The sequence below is a fragment of the Streptomyces sp. NPDC100445 genome (assembly GCF_044759735.1).
GTDB lineage: Bacteria > Actinomycetota > Actinomycetes > Streptomycetales > Streptomycetaceae > Streptomyces.
Genome location: NZ_JBIVZV010000010.1, coordinates 231,841 through 246,357 on the forward strand (window position 1 = coordinate 231,841; position 14,517 = coordinate 246,357).

Sequence of the window (14,517 nt, forward strand, 5' to 3'; positions counted from 1 at the left end):
GCGGACGGGCCGGGTCCGGATGACCTGCTATGCCCGGTCATGCCGGTTCCCGGGCGCCGGGCTCAGCCGAAGCGGACCGCCAGCAGGACCACGTCCTCGTCGCTGTCCGCCGTGTCCAGTCCGTCCGGCAGGACGGTGCGCAGGACGTGGTCGGCGACGGCTCCCGGATCGTGGCGCACCGCGCGCGGGACGCCCGCGGCCGCCGCGTGCAGCCGGGCGAAGGCGCGGTCCATCGGGTCGCCGGTGCGGTGCAGCAGCCCGTCGGTGTAGAGCAGGACCGTCTCCCCGGCCTCCGCCTGGATCTCCACGCTGGGCGCCTCCCAGCAGGCGAGCATGCCGAGCGGGGCGGAGACGGTGGTCTCGGCGAACTCGGTGCGCCGCTCCCCGATGAGCAGCGGCGGACTGTGTCCGGCGCCGGCCAGGGTGACCTTGCGCAGGGCGGGCTCGCAGAAGGCGAACAGGGCGGTGGCGGAGCGGGCGGGCTCCGTCAGCCGCAGCAGCAGCTCCAGGTCGGACAGGACGGCCACCGGGTCCTCGCCCTCCATCACGGCGTACGCGCGCAGGGAGGCGCGCAGCCGGCCCATGGCGGCCACCGCGCTGGGCCCGGAGCCGGTGACCGAGCCGACCGACAGGCCCAGCGCGGCGTCCGGCAGCGGCAGGGCGTCGTACCAGTCGCCGCCGCCGCGCGGGCCGGTGCGGTGCCGGGCGGCGAGCTGGACGCCGGCCACCCGGGGCAGCCGGGTGGGCAGCAGCTCCGCGGTGATGGTCGCCATGCAGGCGCGCGTGCGCTCCACCTCCAGCAGCCGGGCCAGGTGCTCGGTGGCGTGCCGGACGTACAGGCCGGCGAGGTGGCGCTGCCGCTCGTGCGGCTCGGCCGGCTCGTCGTAGAACCAGACGGCGGCACCGAGCCGGCCGGCGGACCCGGTGGCGAGGGGCAGGGCGTAGCTGGCGGCGTAGTCGAGGCGGACGGCCACCTCGCGGTGGCGGGGGTCGAGGCCGTCCTCGGCGAGCAGGTCGGGGTGGACGGTCTCGCCGCCGCCCGGGTCGTACGGCAGGGCGCCGCGCGGCACGGTCTCCAGCAGGCCGAGGTCGGCCCGGCCGAGCCCGAGGCCGAGGGTGGTGCGGGGGCCGAGGCCGTCGCCGGGGTCCAGGACGACCAGACCGCGACGGGCGCCGACGAGGGACGCCCCGGCGGCCAGCAGTTCGCGCAGGGCGGGGTCCAGGGCGGTGGTGCGCGTCAGGCGCTCGGTGAGTTCGTGGAGGGTCGTGAGGTCCGAGACCCAGCCGGCCAGCCGGTCCTGGAGGACGGTGCCGGGCGTGGGCGGGTGCGGAGCGGGAACGGGGGCGGGCCCGGCGGTGGAGGTGGGGGAGGTGGGGGAGGCAGTGTGGGCGGGGGTGGGAACCGTCGGATCGATTCCGGCCACTTTCGAGGGGTGCGGGGCGTTCATGGTGTCCGGCTTTCAGACCGGTGCGTATGGCTCAGAAGCATCGCAAACCCCCATGTCATTCTGCGCCGCTGGCAGTGTCTCCACATGTACACGCACTCGTGAGGGGATGTCCAGCATTGTCCTGCGGGGATTCCTGGTGTCCATGGGGACGACGAGGTTTTTTCCCGAACGCCTTGCCTTACCGGCAAGTTGACTGAAAACTGCCTCAGGTATCGGTTCATTGCGGTCGACTGGCCTAGCTCCACAGAGCGTCACAGCGGTCGTGATGGGTACGTACTCGAAAGAAGGCCAGGGGTGGTTGGGGGCCGCCCGGAACCTGGCGACGGACCCGGGCGTCATAGCCACCGACGGCCGAGCCCCATCCTCCCGTGGCGGAGGCGGAAGAACCACGCGCGACGGCGAAACGCCAGACTTCGCCACCCCCGTGCCGCAGCCGTGCATGTGAGCGACGCACCATGGACGCGGCCGACGTTCGACCCTTGGGGTTCCCCCTGCCGTGCGCGGGGCGGTGATGCGCCAACAGGTACGCACAGTGAATCGATCGACACATGGTGTGATGTGAACCACGGTGTTGCCAGCGGTGCAACGGAAAGGAACGAGCGCTCATGCGCGAGATCCTCGGAAGGCGACGCAGGCTCCTGTCCAGGCGGAACGACGGGCGGCCCGATCTGATCGGCGCGGCCCTGACCTTCGCGACGCAATGGCAGTGGCCCGTACTCCCGGGCGTGGCCCCGGACCCACAGGGACGGGGCCGCTGCGCCTGCCCGGACCCGGAATGCACGGTGCCCGGCGCGCACCCGTTCGACCCCGGCCTGCTCGCGGCCAGCACGGACGCGCGCCTGGTGCGGTGGTGGTGGACCAACCGGCCGGCCGCGCCGGTCATCATGGCCACCGGCGGTAGAGCGCCCTGCGCGGTGAGCCTGCCCGCGCTCGCCGCCTCCCGCGCGCTCGCCCTGCTCGACCGGCGCGGCATGCGGCTGGGCCCGGTGATCGCCTCGCAGACCCGGTGGGCTCTGCTGGTCAAGCCGTACTCGCTGGAGCAGCTGGGTGAACTGCTCTACGCCAAGGACTTCGTCCCCGGCTCCCTGCGCTTCCACGGCGAGGGCGGTTATGTCGCCCTGCCCCCGTCCGAGACCGGCCAGGGCGCGGTCCGCTGGGAGCGCGCCCCGCTGCCCGGCTCGGCCTCGCCGTGGGTACCGGACGTGGAGGCCGTGGTGGACGCGGTGGTCGACGCCCTCACTCGTACGGGTGTGAGCGCACCCGAGTTGTAGGGGATGTCGGGCGCGGACGCGGCCGGTGGGCCCCGTCCGCTCGTACTGTTCCGCCCATGCCGCGTCATTCCCGGGGTCACAGCGCCCCCCAGCCGTTCCGCGGCGGGCCGGACGGCCGGAAACTTCGTCTGCTCGCCCTCCTGGGCGTCGTGGCGGCCGTCGCCGCGCTGCCGTTGGCCGTGGCGTCCGCGGGGCAGGGTGCGGGCGCGGACCGGTCCGTCGGCCGGTCCGCCGCACCGGCCGTGCCCCGTGGCGACGCCAAGTCCCGCCCGGCCCACGCCGGCCGCTCCCCGTTCCTCCTCGGACTGGGGCTGGCGACCGCCGCCCGCTGCGGGCCCGGACTCACCTCGCCCGACGGCATCGAGGCGCAGACCTGTGTGCTGACGCAGGGCGCCGACACCTGGGCGCGCACCTACTACCGCAACGCCACCGGCGACTCGCTGGACTCCGTGCTGAGCCTGATGGGGCCGGGCGGCCGGACCGTTCAGACGCACTGCGTCACGGGCGCCGACGACGAGCCCGCCACCTGTGAGACGCCCCGCGAACACAGCCGGGGCGGGCCGGACGGCTACACGGCCGTCACCGAGTTCGCCGCGCACGGCGACGGGGCGCTGCTGCTGCGCTCGGGCAGCAACTCGTAAGACGTGGGCGGCAGTTGACATCCGCCGGCGCGCTGTACAGCGGGCGCGGACATGGAAGAACCCGGTTGCTGGCGACGGGGGATGCACCAGCAACCGGGCTACTGGAACGGTAACAAGAGATCGGCGGTTCGCAAATTCCGCCTGGGCTATTCGGACACCGATTTCCCTGGCGCGGCAGGGAGTTGTGACAGGAGTCACCCGTTGTGCGGCCCGGGGCCGCGGGTCGTCAGCTGAGCGTGACCTGCCGGTTGGTGAGCCCGCCGCGCGCCCGGCGCTCGTCGGCCGTGAGCGGCTCCGTGACGGCGAGCGCGGCGGCCAGCCGCTCGGCGAACTCGGCGGCTGGCTTCTCCACGTCCTCGGCCCCGACGCCGCTCGGCAGGTCCCAGACCGGAACGGTGAGCCCGTGAGCACGGAAGGAGCCCACGAGCCGGGTGCCGTCGCCGAGGCTGGAGCGCCCCGCCGCGTGCAGCCGCGCCAGAGCGTCCAGAAGCTGCTCCTCCGGATGCGGCATGACCCAGCGCAGGTGGTTCTTCTCCGGCGTCCGGCACCAGTACGCGGCCTCCACCCCGGCCAGCCGCACCGTGGGGATGGCGGCGGCGTTGGCCCGCTCCAGGGAGGCGGTGACCTCCGGGGCGGCGTTCTCCGCGTCCGGCACCCAGAACTCGAAGCCGCTGTGCACGACCGGCTCGAAAGCACCCTCCGGGTCGAGCAGGTCCTGGAGCCGGGGTCCTTCGGCGGGGGAGCGGCGGCCCTGCACCGGGTTGCCGGGCTGAGCCTCCAGCGCGCGCAGCAGCGTGTCGGCGAGGTCGCGGCTGATGTCGCCGGAGGCGGTGTCGTTCTGGAGGCCGATCAGGACCGAGCCGTCGTCGCGCCGCAGCGCGGGCCAGGCCATGGGCAGCACGGTGGCGAGCGTGACCGACGGGACGCCCTCGGGCAGGCCGTCCCGCAGGGTCAGCGCGGCCGTCGCCGCCGGGACCAGTTCGCGCAGGGCGACCCAGTCGCACTCGCCCGGCAGCCCCTCGAAGGGACGGTGCACCAGTTCGGTCGCGGCGTGCGCGGCGGCCCGGCCGTGACAGGCCTTGTAGCGCCGGCCGCTGCCGCAGGGGCAGGGTTCGCGGGCGCCGACGACCGGGATCTCCCCGTCGGTCAGCTGCGGCTTGGCCTTCGTCTGGGGTCGCTTCTTGGCCATGGTGGGGTCTCCCGGTTACGGCGCTTCTCGTACGTCCGGAGCCTAGCCGTTCGGACCGGTCGCGACGGGAGCCTGTGGACAACGCCCGCGCGCCCGGCGCAGCCGGTGCGGGCCTGTGGACGACGACCCGGGCCGGCCGGGCGGGAGCCGATCCCGGGCGGGGAACCGGTCCCGGGCGGCCGGGGACCGGCTCCGGATCAGTCGAGGTCCTCGAAGGCGTCCGCGAGGCCCAGGCCGGGCAGCTCCGGGAGCGCCAGATCAGGGAAGGCCAGGTCCGGGAGGGTGGCGTCGGCGGGGCGCGTCAGATCCGCGATCCCCAGGTCCGGCAGCGGCACGTCGGCACACGTCAGGTCCGGGAGGGTCAGGTCCGGGTGTGTCACGTCCGCCGCGGCGAGGTCCGGGAGGGTCATGTCCGCGGACGTCAGGTCCGCGAGCGTCATCTCGGGCAGCCCGGCGGTCCCGGCGGGCTCGACGCGCGTAGCGAGCGTGCCGCGGCGGCACCCGGCGCCGGCGCCGCGCACGTCCTGGTGGACCACCACCCAGACCGTCACCTCGCCGTGGACGTCGTCCCGGACGCCCCAGTCGTCGGCGAGGGCCGCGATGATGTTCAGCCCGCGGCCGCCGCGCGCGGTCACCGAGGGGGTGGCCGGCGCCGGGCGGGTCGGGCCGCCGCCGTCCGTGACCTCCACGACGAGCCGCCCCCGCGTGTCCACGCGCCACGCGGCACGCACGTCCCCGTCCCCGGCGGGTGCGTCACCCAGGGGCCGGCCGTGTTTGCAGGCGTTGCTCAAGAGCTCCGAAAGGATCAGTACGGCGTCGTCCACCACCGATTCCGCGACGCCGCCGCCGCGCAGCTGCGCGCGCATCCGGCGCCGCGCCTCCCCCACGCCCGCAGGACCATGGGGTACGGCCATGCTCGACGACGTGGGCACCTCCTGTGCCACCACCAACGCCACCCCCGAGACCTCCTTCGCCCCACGCCACGGTGTGGATGCCCCATCGGTCTGCGCCGGAAACCGGCCAGTCCCCTTCCGGTGACGCATTCGGAACAAGAGGCCACGCAGCGCACGCGCCGGAGCACTCACGGTGACGCAGTACGCCGTCCGGCGGTAGATGGTCGACGGTCGGTGGCCCGGGCGTCGGGATCAGCGCCCCAGTTGCCGCAGCACCGCGCGCGGGCGGTTGGTGATGATGGCGTCCACACCCAGCCCGGCGCAGAGGTCGACGTCGGCGGGCTCGTTCACCGTCCACACGTGGATCTGGTGGCCGTTGCGCTTCAGCCGCTCCACGTACGCGGGGTGGCTGCGCACGAACCGGATCGAGGGGCCCGCGATCCGCACGCCCGCGGGCAGCCGCCCGTCGCGCAGCCGGGGTGAGACGAACTGCATCAGGTAGACGGTCGGCAGCGTCGGCGACGCGGCGCGCACGCGGTGCAGCGAACGCGCCGAGAAGCTCATGACGCGCACCTGCGAGCCCGCGGCCGGGTCGGGCGCGTCCAGGCCGAACCGCTTGAGCAGGGTCAGCAGCCGCTCCTCCACCTGCCCGGCCCAGCGGGTGGGGTGCTTGGTCTCGATGGCCAGCTCCACCCGGCGCCCGGCGTCCGCGACCAGCTCCAGCAGCCGCTCCAGGGTGAGGACGGAGGTGTCCTCGCGGTCCTCCGGCCGGTGTTCCCAGTCGGGCTCCTCGTCCCGTCCGTGCCAGGCCTCGCGGGTCCTGCGGGAGCCGAAGTCGAGGGCCGCCAGATCGGCGAGCTCCAGCGCGGAGACCGCGCCGCGGCCGTTGGAGGTACGGTTCACCCGCCGGTCGTGGACGCAGACCAGATGGCCGTCCGCGGTCAGCCGTACATCGCATTCCAGGGCGTCCGCGCCGTCCTCGATCGCCTTCCGGTAGGCGGCCAGGGTGTGCTCGGGGGCGTCCTCGGAGGCGCCTCGGTGGGCGACGACCTGAATGGAGTGCTGTGGTGCGTGGGTCACCGCGTCATGGTGCCACCGACACCGGGTACACGGGCGCCCGCACGGCCGGTCGGCCGACCGGGGTGGCCGCCGCCGGCGAACCAGGGCGGTCGCCCTGTTCCTCTGTATAACGTTTGCGTCAAAGATCCTATATAAAGAAGAGTCTCGGACCCACAGCCACCGCTTATGGTGCTCTGACGGCCCGTGGGAAAAGCTGACTACCGACCGAGTGCGACCGACGACCCAGGCGTGGATCTAGGAGAAGAGCTGTGAGCACCGAGAACGAGGGCAACGCGGTACCCCCGGCCCCGTCCGCACCTCCCGTGCCGGTGGCCTCTCACGACGCCTCCCCGCAGGGCCCCGCGCCCGCGGGGAACGCGCCGACGGCACCGCTCCCGCCCGTGCCCCACGACACGCCGGCGGCCTTCGGGACGCCCGAGGCCCCCGCGGCCTTCGCCGCGTCCGGACACGGTCCGGCGCACCAGCCCGGCCCGGCGCCCGACGGCTCCTGGCCGCCCCCGCCGCCGGGCACCCCGTCCTACGGCGACGGCGGCGCCGGCGGCCCCGGTGCCGGCTGGGGAGCCGGTTACCAGCAGCCCGCCCCCAAGCCGCGCGGCGGACGCGGCGGCATGGTGGCGGCGGTCCTGGTGGCCGCCCTGGTCGCGGGCGGCCTGGGCGGCGGCCTCGGCTACACCTTGGCCAAGGACCACGACGACCACGGCTCGACCACGGTCTCGGCCTCCGACGGCAGCGCCGCCCAGATCAAGCGCGCGCCCGGCACGATCGCCAACGTCGCCGCCAGGTCGCTGCCCAGCACGGTCACCATCGAGGCCGAGAGCAGCAACGGCGAGGGCGGCACGGGCACCGGGTTCGTCTTCGACACCCAGGGCCACATCGTCACCAACAACCACGTGGTGGCGGACGCGGTGGACGGCGGCAAGCTCACCGCCACCTTCCCGAGCGGCAAGAAGTACAACGCCGAGATCGTCGGCCACGCGCAGGGTTACGACGTCGCCGTCATCAAGCTCAAGAACGCCCCCTCGGACCTGAAGCCGCTCGCCCTCGGCGACAGCGACAAGGTGGCCGTCGGTGACGAGACCATCGCCATCGGCGCCCCCTTCGGCCTGTCCAACACAGTGACGACCGGCATCATCAGCGCCAAGGACCGTCCGGTGGCCTCCAGCGACGGCAGCTCCACCAGCAAGGCCTCCTACATGAGCGCCCTCCAGACGGACGCGTCCATCAACCCGGGCAACTCCGGCGGCCCGCTGCTGAACTCCTCCGGCGCGGTCATCGGCATCAACTCCGCGATCCAGTCCAGCAGCAGCGGCGGGTTCGGCGGCTCCGGCCAGTCCGGCTCGATCGGCCTGGGCTTCGCCATCCCGATCAACCAGGCCAAGTACGTCGCCCAGCAGCTGATCAAGACCGGCAAGCCGGTGTACGCCAAGATCGGCGCCTCCGTCTCCCTGGAGGACACCACCGACGGCGCGAAGATCACGGACCAGGGCACGGGCGGCTCCGCCGCGGTCGAGTCCGGCGGCCCCGCGGACAAGGCCGGCCTCAAGCCCGGCGACCTCATCAGCAAGCTCGACGACCACGTGATCGACAGCGGCCCCACCCTGATCGGCGAGATCTGGACCCACAAGCCCGGCGACAGGGTCACGGTCACCTACAAGCGGGGCGGCCAGGAACACACGGCCGAACTCACCCTGGGGTCCCGGGAGGGCGACAGCTGAAGACCGTAGTGACGTGAAAGCGTCACCGTGGGTATGAACCCACCGCCAGGTCGCAGACGTGCTGGTCAGAAGGGGTGCCCCGCGGTGAGGGGCACCCCTTCGGGCTGGAGCCTTCCGCATGCCTACGTTCGGGAAGGCGCTGTGCCGACCGTGGCGTGTTCCGTCACCGTGAGCACGACGGTGACGAATGATCGCGAGCGCCCTGCGGGGCACGGTCACGCGTGTCGCTCCCCGCCGGGGCGCCGGCAGCCGGACGCCCGACCGCAGTGCCGTGCGCCGACCGAGGTGAGGCAGGACGGCGTAGAAGCGGTCCGGCAGGAACACGGCATCCGCGATGATCATGGCTCCCGAGAAAAGGGGCAGTCCCGGGACCACCGCGATGCCGACGTGCATGCTCAGCAGCGTGACCAGAACGGGGTACTTGAGCCTGCCGAACAGCACGAAGGGGAAGGCGACCCGGGTGAGGACGGTCAGGTAGCCGACGGCCGCGATTGTCGTGGTCGGCGACGCGATCCGCGGCGATGTTGCTCAAATACATCCGCGTCGTCTCCGCCCGTTCCGAGCGGGCCGTGTCGTCCGTTCCGTGTGTCTCGACGTAGGACGACCAGGCGCGGCGCAGCAGGTTCTGAGCCGTGTGGCTCGGAAGAACGTGGTGCCCGACGGGCACGGCGCTGGCGGAGATCGTGCGAGCCGCCGGCGCCCGCTGGGCGATCGAGGAGTGCTTCCAGGCCGCGAAGCACGAGGCCGGCCTGGACCACTACCAAGTACGCCACTACCCGGCCTGGTACCGGCACATCACCCTGGCCATGGCCGCCGCCGTCTCCTCCAGAACAGTCGGCCGTCTTCGGCGGTGCCGAATTCTTTGCTGTGCTCGCGGACCGGGCGCACCAGGACGGGGACTTGTGGCGGTGCCTGTTGGCGGGTGGGCAGGGGACGAATCCGGAGGGAGCAGCGAGCGGAGCGTCCCGGAGAGGCACAGGGCCGCCGGTCCGGGGACAGCGGTCGGGTGAGACGGCCGGTCCGGGTCGGGAAGTGCTCCGGAGCGGAGCCACTGGGCCCCGTGTGGACCACAGCCGCCGTACGGCCTCCGATCCCGGTACGCTGTACCCGCTCCGTCCCAGGTGGTCGAGGGCACAGGTGGGTTGCCCGAGCGGCCTAAGGGAACGGTCTTGAAAACCGTCGAGGCAGCGATGTCTCCGTGGGTTCAAATCCCACACCCACCGCCAGCGGGTCGAAGGGGTGCGGCTCTCCGGAGCGGCACCCCTTCCGCATGGCCCCGGGTGCCCGCGAGGGGACCGTCCGGTCGGCGGGTACGACCTGTCCGCGCAGGTGAGGACGTTCCCCGGGAGCCGTGACGCGTGAAGCCGGTGCAGGAGGTCGACCCGACGCTGCCGGACGATCTCGACCCCGAGCATGTCTGGTACACGTCATACGGCTCCAACGTGCACCTGGACCGCCTCCGGATCTACCTCCGGGGCGGACGGCTGCCCGGCACGGCACGGGACCACCCCGGGTGCCGGGATCCACGGATGCCCGCCCGCTCCGTCCCGGTCGAGCTGCGCGGTGCCCTGTACTTCGCGACCGAGTCCCCGGTCTGGGGCGGCGGGAGGGCGTTCTACGACCCGGACGCGCAGGGGCGCGTCCTCGCGCGGGCGCACCTGCTGACGGCGGGACAGTTCTCCGACATCGCGGCCCAGGAGATGTACCGGGAGCCGGGTGCGGGGATCGACCTCGCAGAGGTCCTGACCCGGGGCAGGGCGGTCCTCGGCGACGGGCGCTACGAGACGCTGGTCTGCCCGGGCAGGCTGGCGGGGCTGCCGCTGCTGACCTTCACCGCCCCGTGGGGGTGGCGGGAGGTCTCGTGGAACCCTCCGTCGGCCGCGTACGTGCGCTACCTGGCGGCCGGCCTGCTCTCCACCGGAGCCTGGGACGCGGAGACGGTCGTCTCGTACGTGGCGGCCTGTCCCGGCGTGGCCGGTCACTGGTCGCGGGAGGCGGTCGCGGCCCTGCTGCGGGACTGATCACCCGACCTCCAGCGCCACCCGCGCCACGTCCAGGAAGCCCACGTGCTGCTCGCTGAAGCACCGGTACGCCTCCTCGTACGCGGACCGGGGCTCCTCCGTGCCGTCGTGCAGCCGTACCAGCAGCAGATGGGCGTCGACGGCCGTGCGGTGCAGCTCCCGCGCGGCCTTCACCACGCTCGCCGGACCCTCCAGGCAGACGTCCCTGCTGGTCCTGGTCACCTCGCTCACGCACCGGCGGGAGGCGCCGTGCATCTGACCGAGCAGTTCGGTCCGTTCCTCCCTCGTCGCCGCGAGGTCGACCACTTCCAGCCGCCAGAACACCTCGGACAGGGCGTGCACCGCCGTGCTCAGGTCCCGGTAGGCGTCCCGTCTGCGGTTACGCGCCTCGGCGACCTGGCCGGCATGTGCGCCGACCTCCGCCTCGACCCGTACGGAGCGCGTGTTGCCCCGGGTCGTGATCCAGCTCCCGCCCAGCGCCGCCGCGCCCGTGAGCAGCGCCGCCCACCAGTCGCCGTCCCCCATGCGGCCAGTGTGGTCGGCCACCGGCCGCCGGTGCCAGGGCGAAGCAGGCCACGTGTGGGCCCTGGGCCGGGGAGTCAGGGCCGGCGGCCCGTCATGCGGGCCGCCGAGGCGATCGTCGCGCGGGCCTCGTGCTCCGGCAGGCCGGCGTGGAGGGCCGCCTCGGTGAGGGGGGCCTCCAGGGCCGGGCCGATGCCGTTCTCGTAGGCGCGGCAGGCCGCCCAGAACAGGCGGGTGTTGCGCTGGCCCTCATGGGCGTCGAGGACGAACTGGACCAGGCCGCGCCCGTGGTCGCCGGGGGCGGGAGGCGCCGGGTGGCTGGGGCGCGGTGGCGGCAGGAGGAGGCGCAGGAGGGAGGGCGGGCACGGGGCGGGTGCCAGGCCGCCGGTGCCGGGGGCCGTGGCGTAGACACCGTGGTCGGTGCGGGAGCCGGGGCCCACGAGGTAGCCGCCGGCGCCGCGGATGTCGATGCCGGGGGCGAGGCGGCCGGCCGAGTTGGGGACGGTGACGTCCGGCGGGCCGGTCAGCCACAGGTGGCGGCCCCCGCTGGGGGTGAGGACGACGACCGTCTCCGGGATCGTGAACAGGTGGCGCAGGGCCAGTTCGCGCAGGGCGGCCGAGGAGTCCGTGGTGGACTTGGTGTCCAGGTCGACGCCGATCAGGTGGTACGGGGACAGCCCGCAGGCGATGCCGTAGCCGGTGGCCCACGGGGCGGCGGCGAAGAGGGCGCGGATACGGGCGGGGTCGGACGTGGCGTCGTACACGCCGTGGCCGGGCCGGCCGCACTGGCCGTGGCAGCGGGGGCCGGCCGGGGCCGGGTCGCCGTGGTGGGGGGAGCGCAGGGCCGGGAGTTTCGTGCGGGAGAGGGGGATGACGGCCAGGCCGCGCTCGGCGGCGGACAGGGCGTGTGCGAGGGCCAGCGTCGTGGCCTGCCGATCGGTGGTGGCCATGGGTCCATGCTCGTACCTATGTTCGAAAAAGGGAAGGCGGCGTCCGGGCCCGGCGGTGCCGGACCTCTCCCCGGGGCGAACGCGGTCGTCGGGGGCGTACCCCGAGGCGGGTCGCATCCGTACTCCACCTGGAGGAGGTGGGGGCAGCCCCACTCCTACAACCTGAGGGGGACTCCGCTTCGGGACCTGCGGGCGATCCGCCGGGCCGGTACCCGCTCCTAGCGTGGAGTCATGACCACGCCCGTCTGCACCAGCGCCTCGGCCGCCGCCGCACCAGCGCGGCAGACCCTCTGTGAGCCCCGGCTCCGCCCGGGCGGGGGGAACACCGCCTACCCGTCGTTCGCCTCGTACGTACGGGCCCGGCAGTCCGCCCTGCTGCGTGCCGCGCGCTCGCTGACCGCCGACCCGTGCGACGCCGAGGACCTGCTCCAGACCGCGCTGGCCAAGACGTACGTGGCCTGGGAGCGGATCGAGGACCAGCGGGCGCTCGACGGCTATGTGCGCCGGGCCCTGCTCAACACCCGCACCTCGCAGTGGCGCAAGCGCCGGGTGGACGAGTTCGCCTGCGACGAGTTGCCCGAGCCGCGCCACGCGCCCGGCGGCGAGGACCCGGCCGAACGGCAGGTGCTGCACGACGCCATGTGGCGCGCGGTGACGAAGCTGCCGGCGCGGCAGCGGGCGATGGTCGTCCTGCGCTACTACGAGGACCTCAGTGAGGCCCAGACCGCCGAGGTGCTCGGGGTGTCGGTGGGCACCGTGAAGTCGGCGGTGTCGCGCGCGCTCGGCAAGCTGCGCGAGGACCCGGAGCTGACGCTCGCCCGCTGACCCACGCCTGGTCCCGCCCCACGCGCCCGGCCCCGCCCCACGCGCCCCTCACTCCTCGCGCCGACCCCTCGCGCGCGGCCCCAATTTTCGTCCCGCTAGTGACATACCGCGCGGTATGTGCGCAGAATCAGCGCAACCTCTACCACCGCGTAGGCAATGTCGCCCAGGAGGACGCCGCCGTGCTGAGCACCATGCAGGACGTACCGCTGCTGATCTCGAGGATCCTGACCCACGGAGCGGCGGTCCACGGCTCGTCACGGGTGACCACCTGGACCGGGGAGCCCGAGCCGCACCGGCGCACCTTCGCCGAGATCGGCGCCCGCGCCGCCCAGCTGGCGCACGCCCTGCGCGACGAGCTGGGGGTGACCGGCGACGACCGGGTCGCCACGCTCATGTGGAACAACGCCGAACACGTCGAGGCGTACTTCGCGATCCCCTCCATGGGCGCCGTGTTGCACACCCTGAACCTGCGGCTGCCCGCCGAACAGCTGGTCTGGATCGTGCACCACGCCGCCGACAAGGTCGTCATCGTCAACGGCTCGCTCATCCCGCTGCTCGCGCCGCTGCTGCCCAAGCTGCCGACGCTGGAGCACATCGTCGTCTCCGGCCCCGGCGACCGTGCCCCGCTGGCCGGCACCGGCGCGCGGGTGCACGAGTACGAGGAGCTGATCGCCGGCCGGCCCGTCCACTACGACTGGCCGGAACTGGACGAACGCCGGGCCGCCGCCATGTGCTACACCTCCGGCACGACCGGCGACCCCAAGGGCGTCGTCTACAGCCACCGCTCGATCTACCTGCACTCCATGCAGGTGAACATGACCCAGTCGATGGGCCTGTCCGACCAGGACACCTCCCTGGTCGTGGTCCCCCAGTTCCACGTCAACGCCTGGGGTCTGCCGCACGCCACCTTCATGACCGGCGTCAACATGCTGATGCCCGACCGCTTCCTCCAGCCCGCCCCGCTCGCCGAGATGATCGAGACCGAGCAGCCGACGCACGCCGCGGCCGTACCCACCATCTGGCAGGGCCTGCTCGCCGAACTCACCGCCCGTCCCCGCGACGTCTCCTCCCTCACCCAGGTCACCATCGGCGGCTCCGCCTGTCCGCCGTCCCTCATGGAGTCCTTCGACAAGCTGGGCATGCGGGTCTGCCACGCCTGGGGCATGACGGAGACCTCCCCGCTCGGCACGGTGGCCCGCCCGCCGGCCCACGCGGTCGGCACCGAGGAGGAGCTGGCCTACCGCCTCACCCAGGGCCGCTTCCCGGCCGGCGTCGAGGCCCGCCTCACCGGCCCCGACGGCGGACGCCTGCCCTGGGACGGCGAGTCCGCGGGCGAGCTGGAGGTACGCGGCCCCTGGATCGCGGGCGCCTACTACAACGGCCCCGACGCCGAACCCCTGCGCCCCGCAGACAAGTTCAGCGAGGACGGCTGGCTGAAGACGGGCGACGTCGGCACGATCTCGCCCGACGGCTTCCTCACCCTCACCGACCGCGCCAAGGACGTCATCAAGTCCGGCGGCGAGTGGATCTCCTCCGTCGAGTTGGAGAACGCCCTGATGTCCCACCCGGACGTCGCCGAGGCCGCCGTGGTCGCCGTACCCGACGAGAAGTGGGGCGAGCGCCCGCTGGCCACGGTCGTCCTTCGCGAGGGCGCCACCGCCGACTTCGCCGCCCTGCGCGCCTTCCTCGCCGAGGAGGGCCACATCGCCAGGTGGCAGCTGCCGGAACGCTGGACGGTGATCGAGTCGGTGCCGAAGACGAGCGTGGGCAAGTTCGACAAGAAGGTGCTGCGCAGGCGGTACGCGGACGGCGGCCTGGACATCACCCGCTTCTGACCCGAGGGTCCCCGGCGCCGGTCCGGCCTCGTCCTCGGCGCCCGGTCCGGCCGTCCCCGGTGGCCGCACCGGGCGCTCGCCGGTAGTCGTACGTCGTACGTCGTAAGGTCCGACGGGACCCCGCGTT

The 14,517-nt window shown here is 73.5% G+C and carries 11 protein-coding genes, 1 tRNA gene and 4 pseudogenes; 8 read left to right on the forward strand and 8 right to left on the reverse strand.

Annotation, left to right across the window (positions count from 1 at the left end; translation table 11 throughout):
* Positions 1–62: 62 nt before the first annotated feature.
* Positions 63–1,448 (reverse strand): PP2C family protein-serine/threonine phosphatase, encoded by a 1,386-nt coding sequence (locus ACIQVT_RS23885; protein ID WP_403757430.1) that lies wholly within the window; start codon positions 1,446–1,448, stop codon positions 63–65.
* Positions 1,449–2,053: 605 nt separating this feature from the next.
* Here ACIQVT_RS23885 and ACIQVT_RS23890 point away from each other — a divergent pair.
* Positions 2,054–2,719, forward strand: coding sequence for a bifunctional DNA primase/polymerase (locus tag ACIQVT_RS23890; protein ID WP_403757434.1), 666 nt, complete (start codon positions 2,054–2,056; stop codon positions 2,717–2,719).
* A gap of 56 nt (positions 2,720–2,775) precedes the next feature.
* Positions 2,776–3,360: a hypothetical protein gene (locus tag ACIQVT_RS23895; protein ID WP_403757437.1), complete on the forward strand. Its 585-nt coding sequence runs from the start codon at positions 2,776–2,778 to the stop codon at positions 3,358–3,360.
* A gap of 226 nt (positions 3,361–3,586) precedes the next feature.
* Here ACIQVT_RS23895 and ACIQVT_RS23900 read toward each other — a convergent pair whose 3' ends face one another.
* From ACIQVT_RS23900 to ACIQVT_RS23910, 3 genes and pseudogenes are all read right to left on the reverse strand, one after another.
* Complete coding sequence (locus ACIQVT_RS23900; protein WP_403757440.1) at positions 3,587–4,549, reverse strand: DUF5926 family protein; 963 nt, start codon at positions 4,547–4,549, stop codon at positions 3,587–3,589.
* Between the two features lie 425 nt (positions 4,550–4,974).
* A pseudogene (locus tag ACIQVT_RS23905) lies at positions 4,975–5,592 on the reverse strand (ATP-binding protein); the annotation flags it as partial.
* A 102-nt stretch (positions 5,593–5,694) separates the two neighbouring features.
* Positions 5,695–6,522 carry a glycerophosphodiester phosphodiesterase gene (locus tag ACIQVT_RS23910; RefSeq protein ID WP_403757443.1) on the reverse strand — a complete coding sequence of 276 codons (828 nt, stop codon included), beginning with the start codon at positions 6,520–6,522 and terminating at the stop codon, positions 5,695–5,697.
* Between the two features lie 248 nt (positions 6,523–6,770).
* On the opposite strand from ACIQVT_RS23910, the gene ACIQVT_RS23915 reads away from it, so the two are divergent.
* Complete coding sequence (locus ACIQVT_RS23915) at positions 6,771–8,237, forward strand: S1C family serine protease (protein ID WP_403757446.1); 1,467 nt, start codon at positions 6,771–6,773, stop codon at positions 8,235–8,237.
* Positions 8,238–8,444: 207 nt separating this feature from the next.
* Here ACIQVT_RS23915 and ACIQVT_RS23920 read toward each other — a convergent pair.
* Positions 8,445–8,729 (reverse strand): annotated as a pseudogene (locus ACIQVT_RS23920) (HTTM domain-containing protein); the annotation flags it as partial.
* A pseudogene (locus tag ACIQVT_RS23925) lies at positions 8,707–8,904 on the reverse strand (DUF5819 family protein); the annotation flags it as partial. The pseudogenes ACIQVT_RS23920 and ACIQVT_RS23925, both read right to left, overlap by 23 nt.
* Between ACIQVT_RS23925 and ACIQVT_RS23930 the strand changes: the two are divergent.
* From ACIQVT_RS23930 to ACIQVT_RS23940, 3 genes and pseudogenes are all read left to right on the forward strand, one after another.
* Positions 8,894–9,247, forward strand: a pseudogene (locus tag ACIQVT_RS23930) (hypothetical protein); the annotation flags it as partial. The pseudogenes ACIQVT_RS23925 and ACIQVT_RS23930 sit on opposite strands and share 11 nt — an antisense overlap.
* A 126-nt stretch (positions 9,248–9,373) precedes the next feature.
* Positions 9,374–9,463: transfer RNA gene (locus ACIQVT_RS23935), tRNA-Ser, on the forward strand.
* A gap of 132 nt (positions 9,464–9,595) precedes the next feature.
* Complete coding sequence (locus ACIQVT_RS23940; RefSeq protein ID WP_403757449.1) at positions 9,596–10,258, forward strand: histone deacetylase; 663 nt, start codon at positions 9,596–9,598, stop codon at positions 10,256–10,258.
* Here ACIQVT_RS23940 and ACIQVT_RS23945 read toward each other — a convergent pair whose 3' ends face one another.
* Together ACIQVT_RS23945 and ACIQVT_RS23950 are read right to left on the reverse strand one after the other, a co-directional pair.
* Positions 10,259–10,783, reverse strand: a complete 525-nt coding sequence (locus tag ACIQVT_RS23945; RefSeq protein WP_403757452.1) for a hypothetical protein — start codon at positions 10,781–10,783, stop codon at positions 10,259–10,261.
* Positions 10,784–10,857: 74 nt separating this feature from the next.
* Positions 10,858–11,730 (reverse strand): bifunctional DNA primase/polymerase, encoded by an 873-nt coding sequence (locus tag ACIQVT_RS23950; RefSeq protein WP_403757454.1) that lies wholly within the window; start codon positions 11,728–11,730, stop codon positions 10,858–10,860.
* Positions 11,731–11,961: 231 nt separating this feature from the next.
* On the opposite strand from ACIQVT_RS23950, the gene ACIQVT_RS23955 reads away from it, so the two are divergent.
* Together ACIQVT_RS23955 and ACIQVT_RS23960 are read left to right on the forward strand one after the other, a co-directional pair.
* On the forward strand, positions 11,962–12,555 hold the full coding sequence (locus ACIQVT_RS23955; RefSeq protein WP_403757457.1) for a SigE family RNA polymerase sigma factor: 594 nt from the start codon (positions 11,962–11,964) through the stop codon (positions 12,553–12,555).
* A 179-nt stretch (positions 12,556–12,734) separates the two neighbouring features.
* On the forward strand, positions 12,735–14,390 hold the full coding sequence (locus ACIQVT_RS23960) for a long-chain fatty acid--CoA ligase (protein WP_403757460.1): 1,656 nt from the start codon (positions 12,735–12,737) through the stop codon (positions 14,388–14,390).
* Positions 14,391–14,517 lie beyond the last annotated feature (127 nt).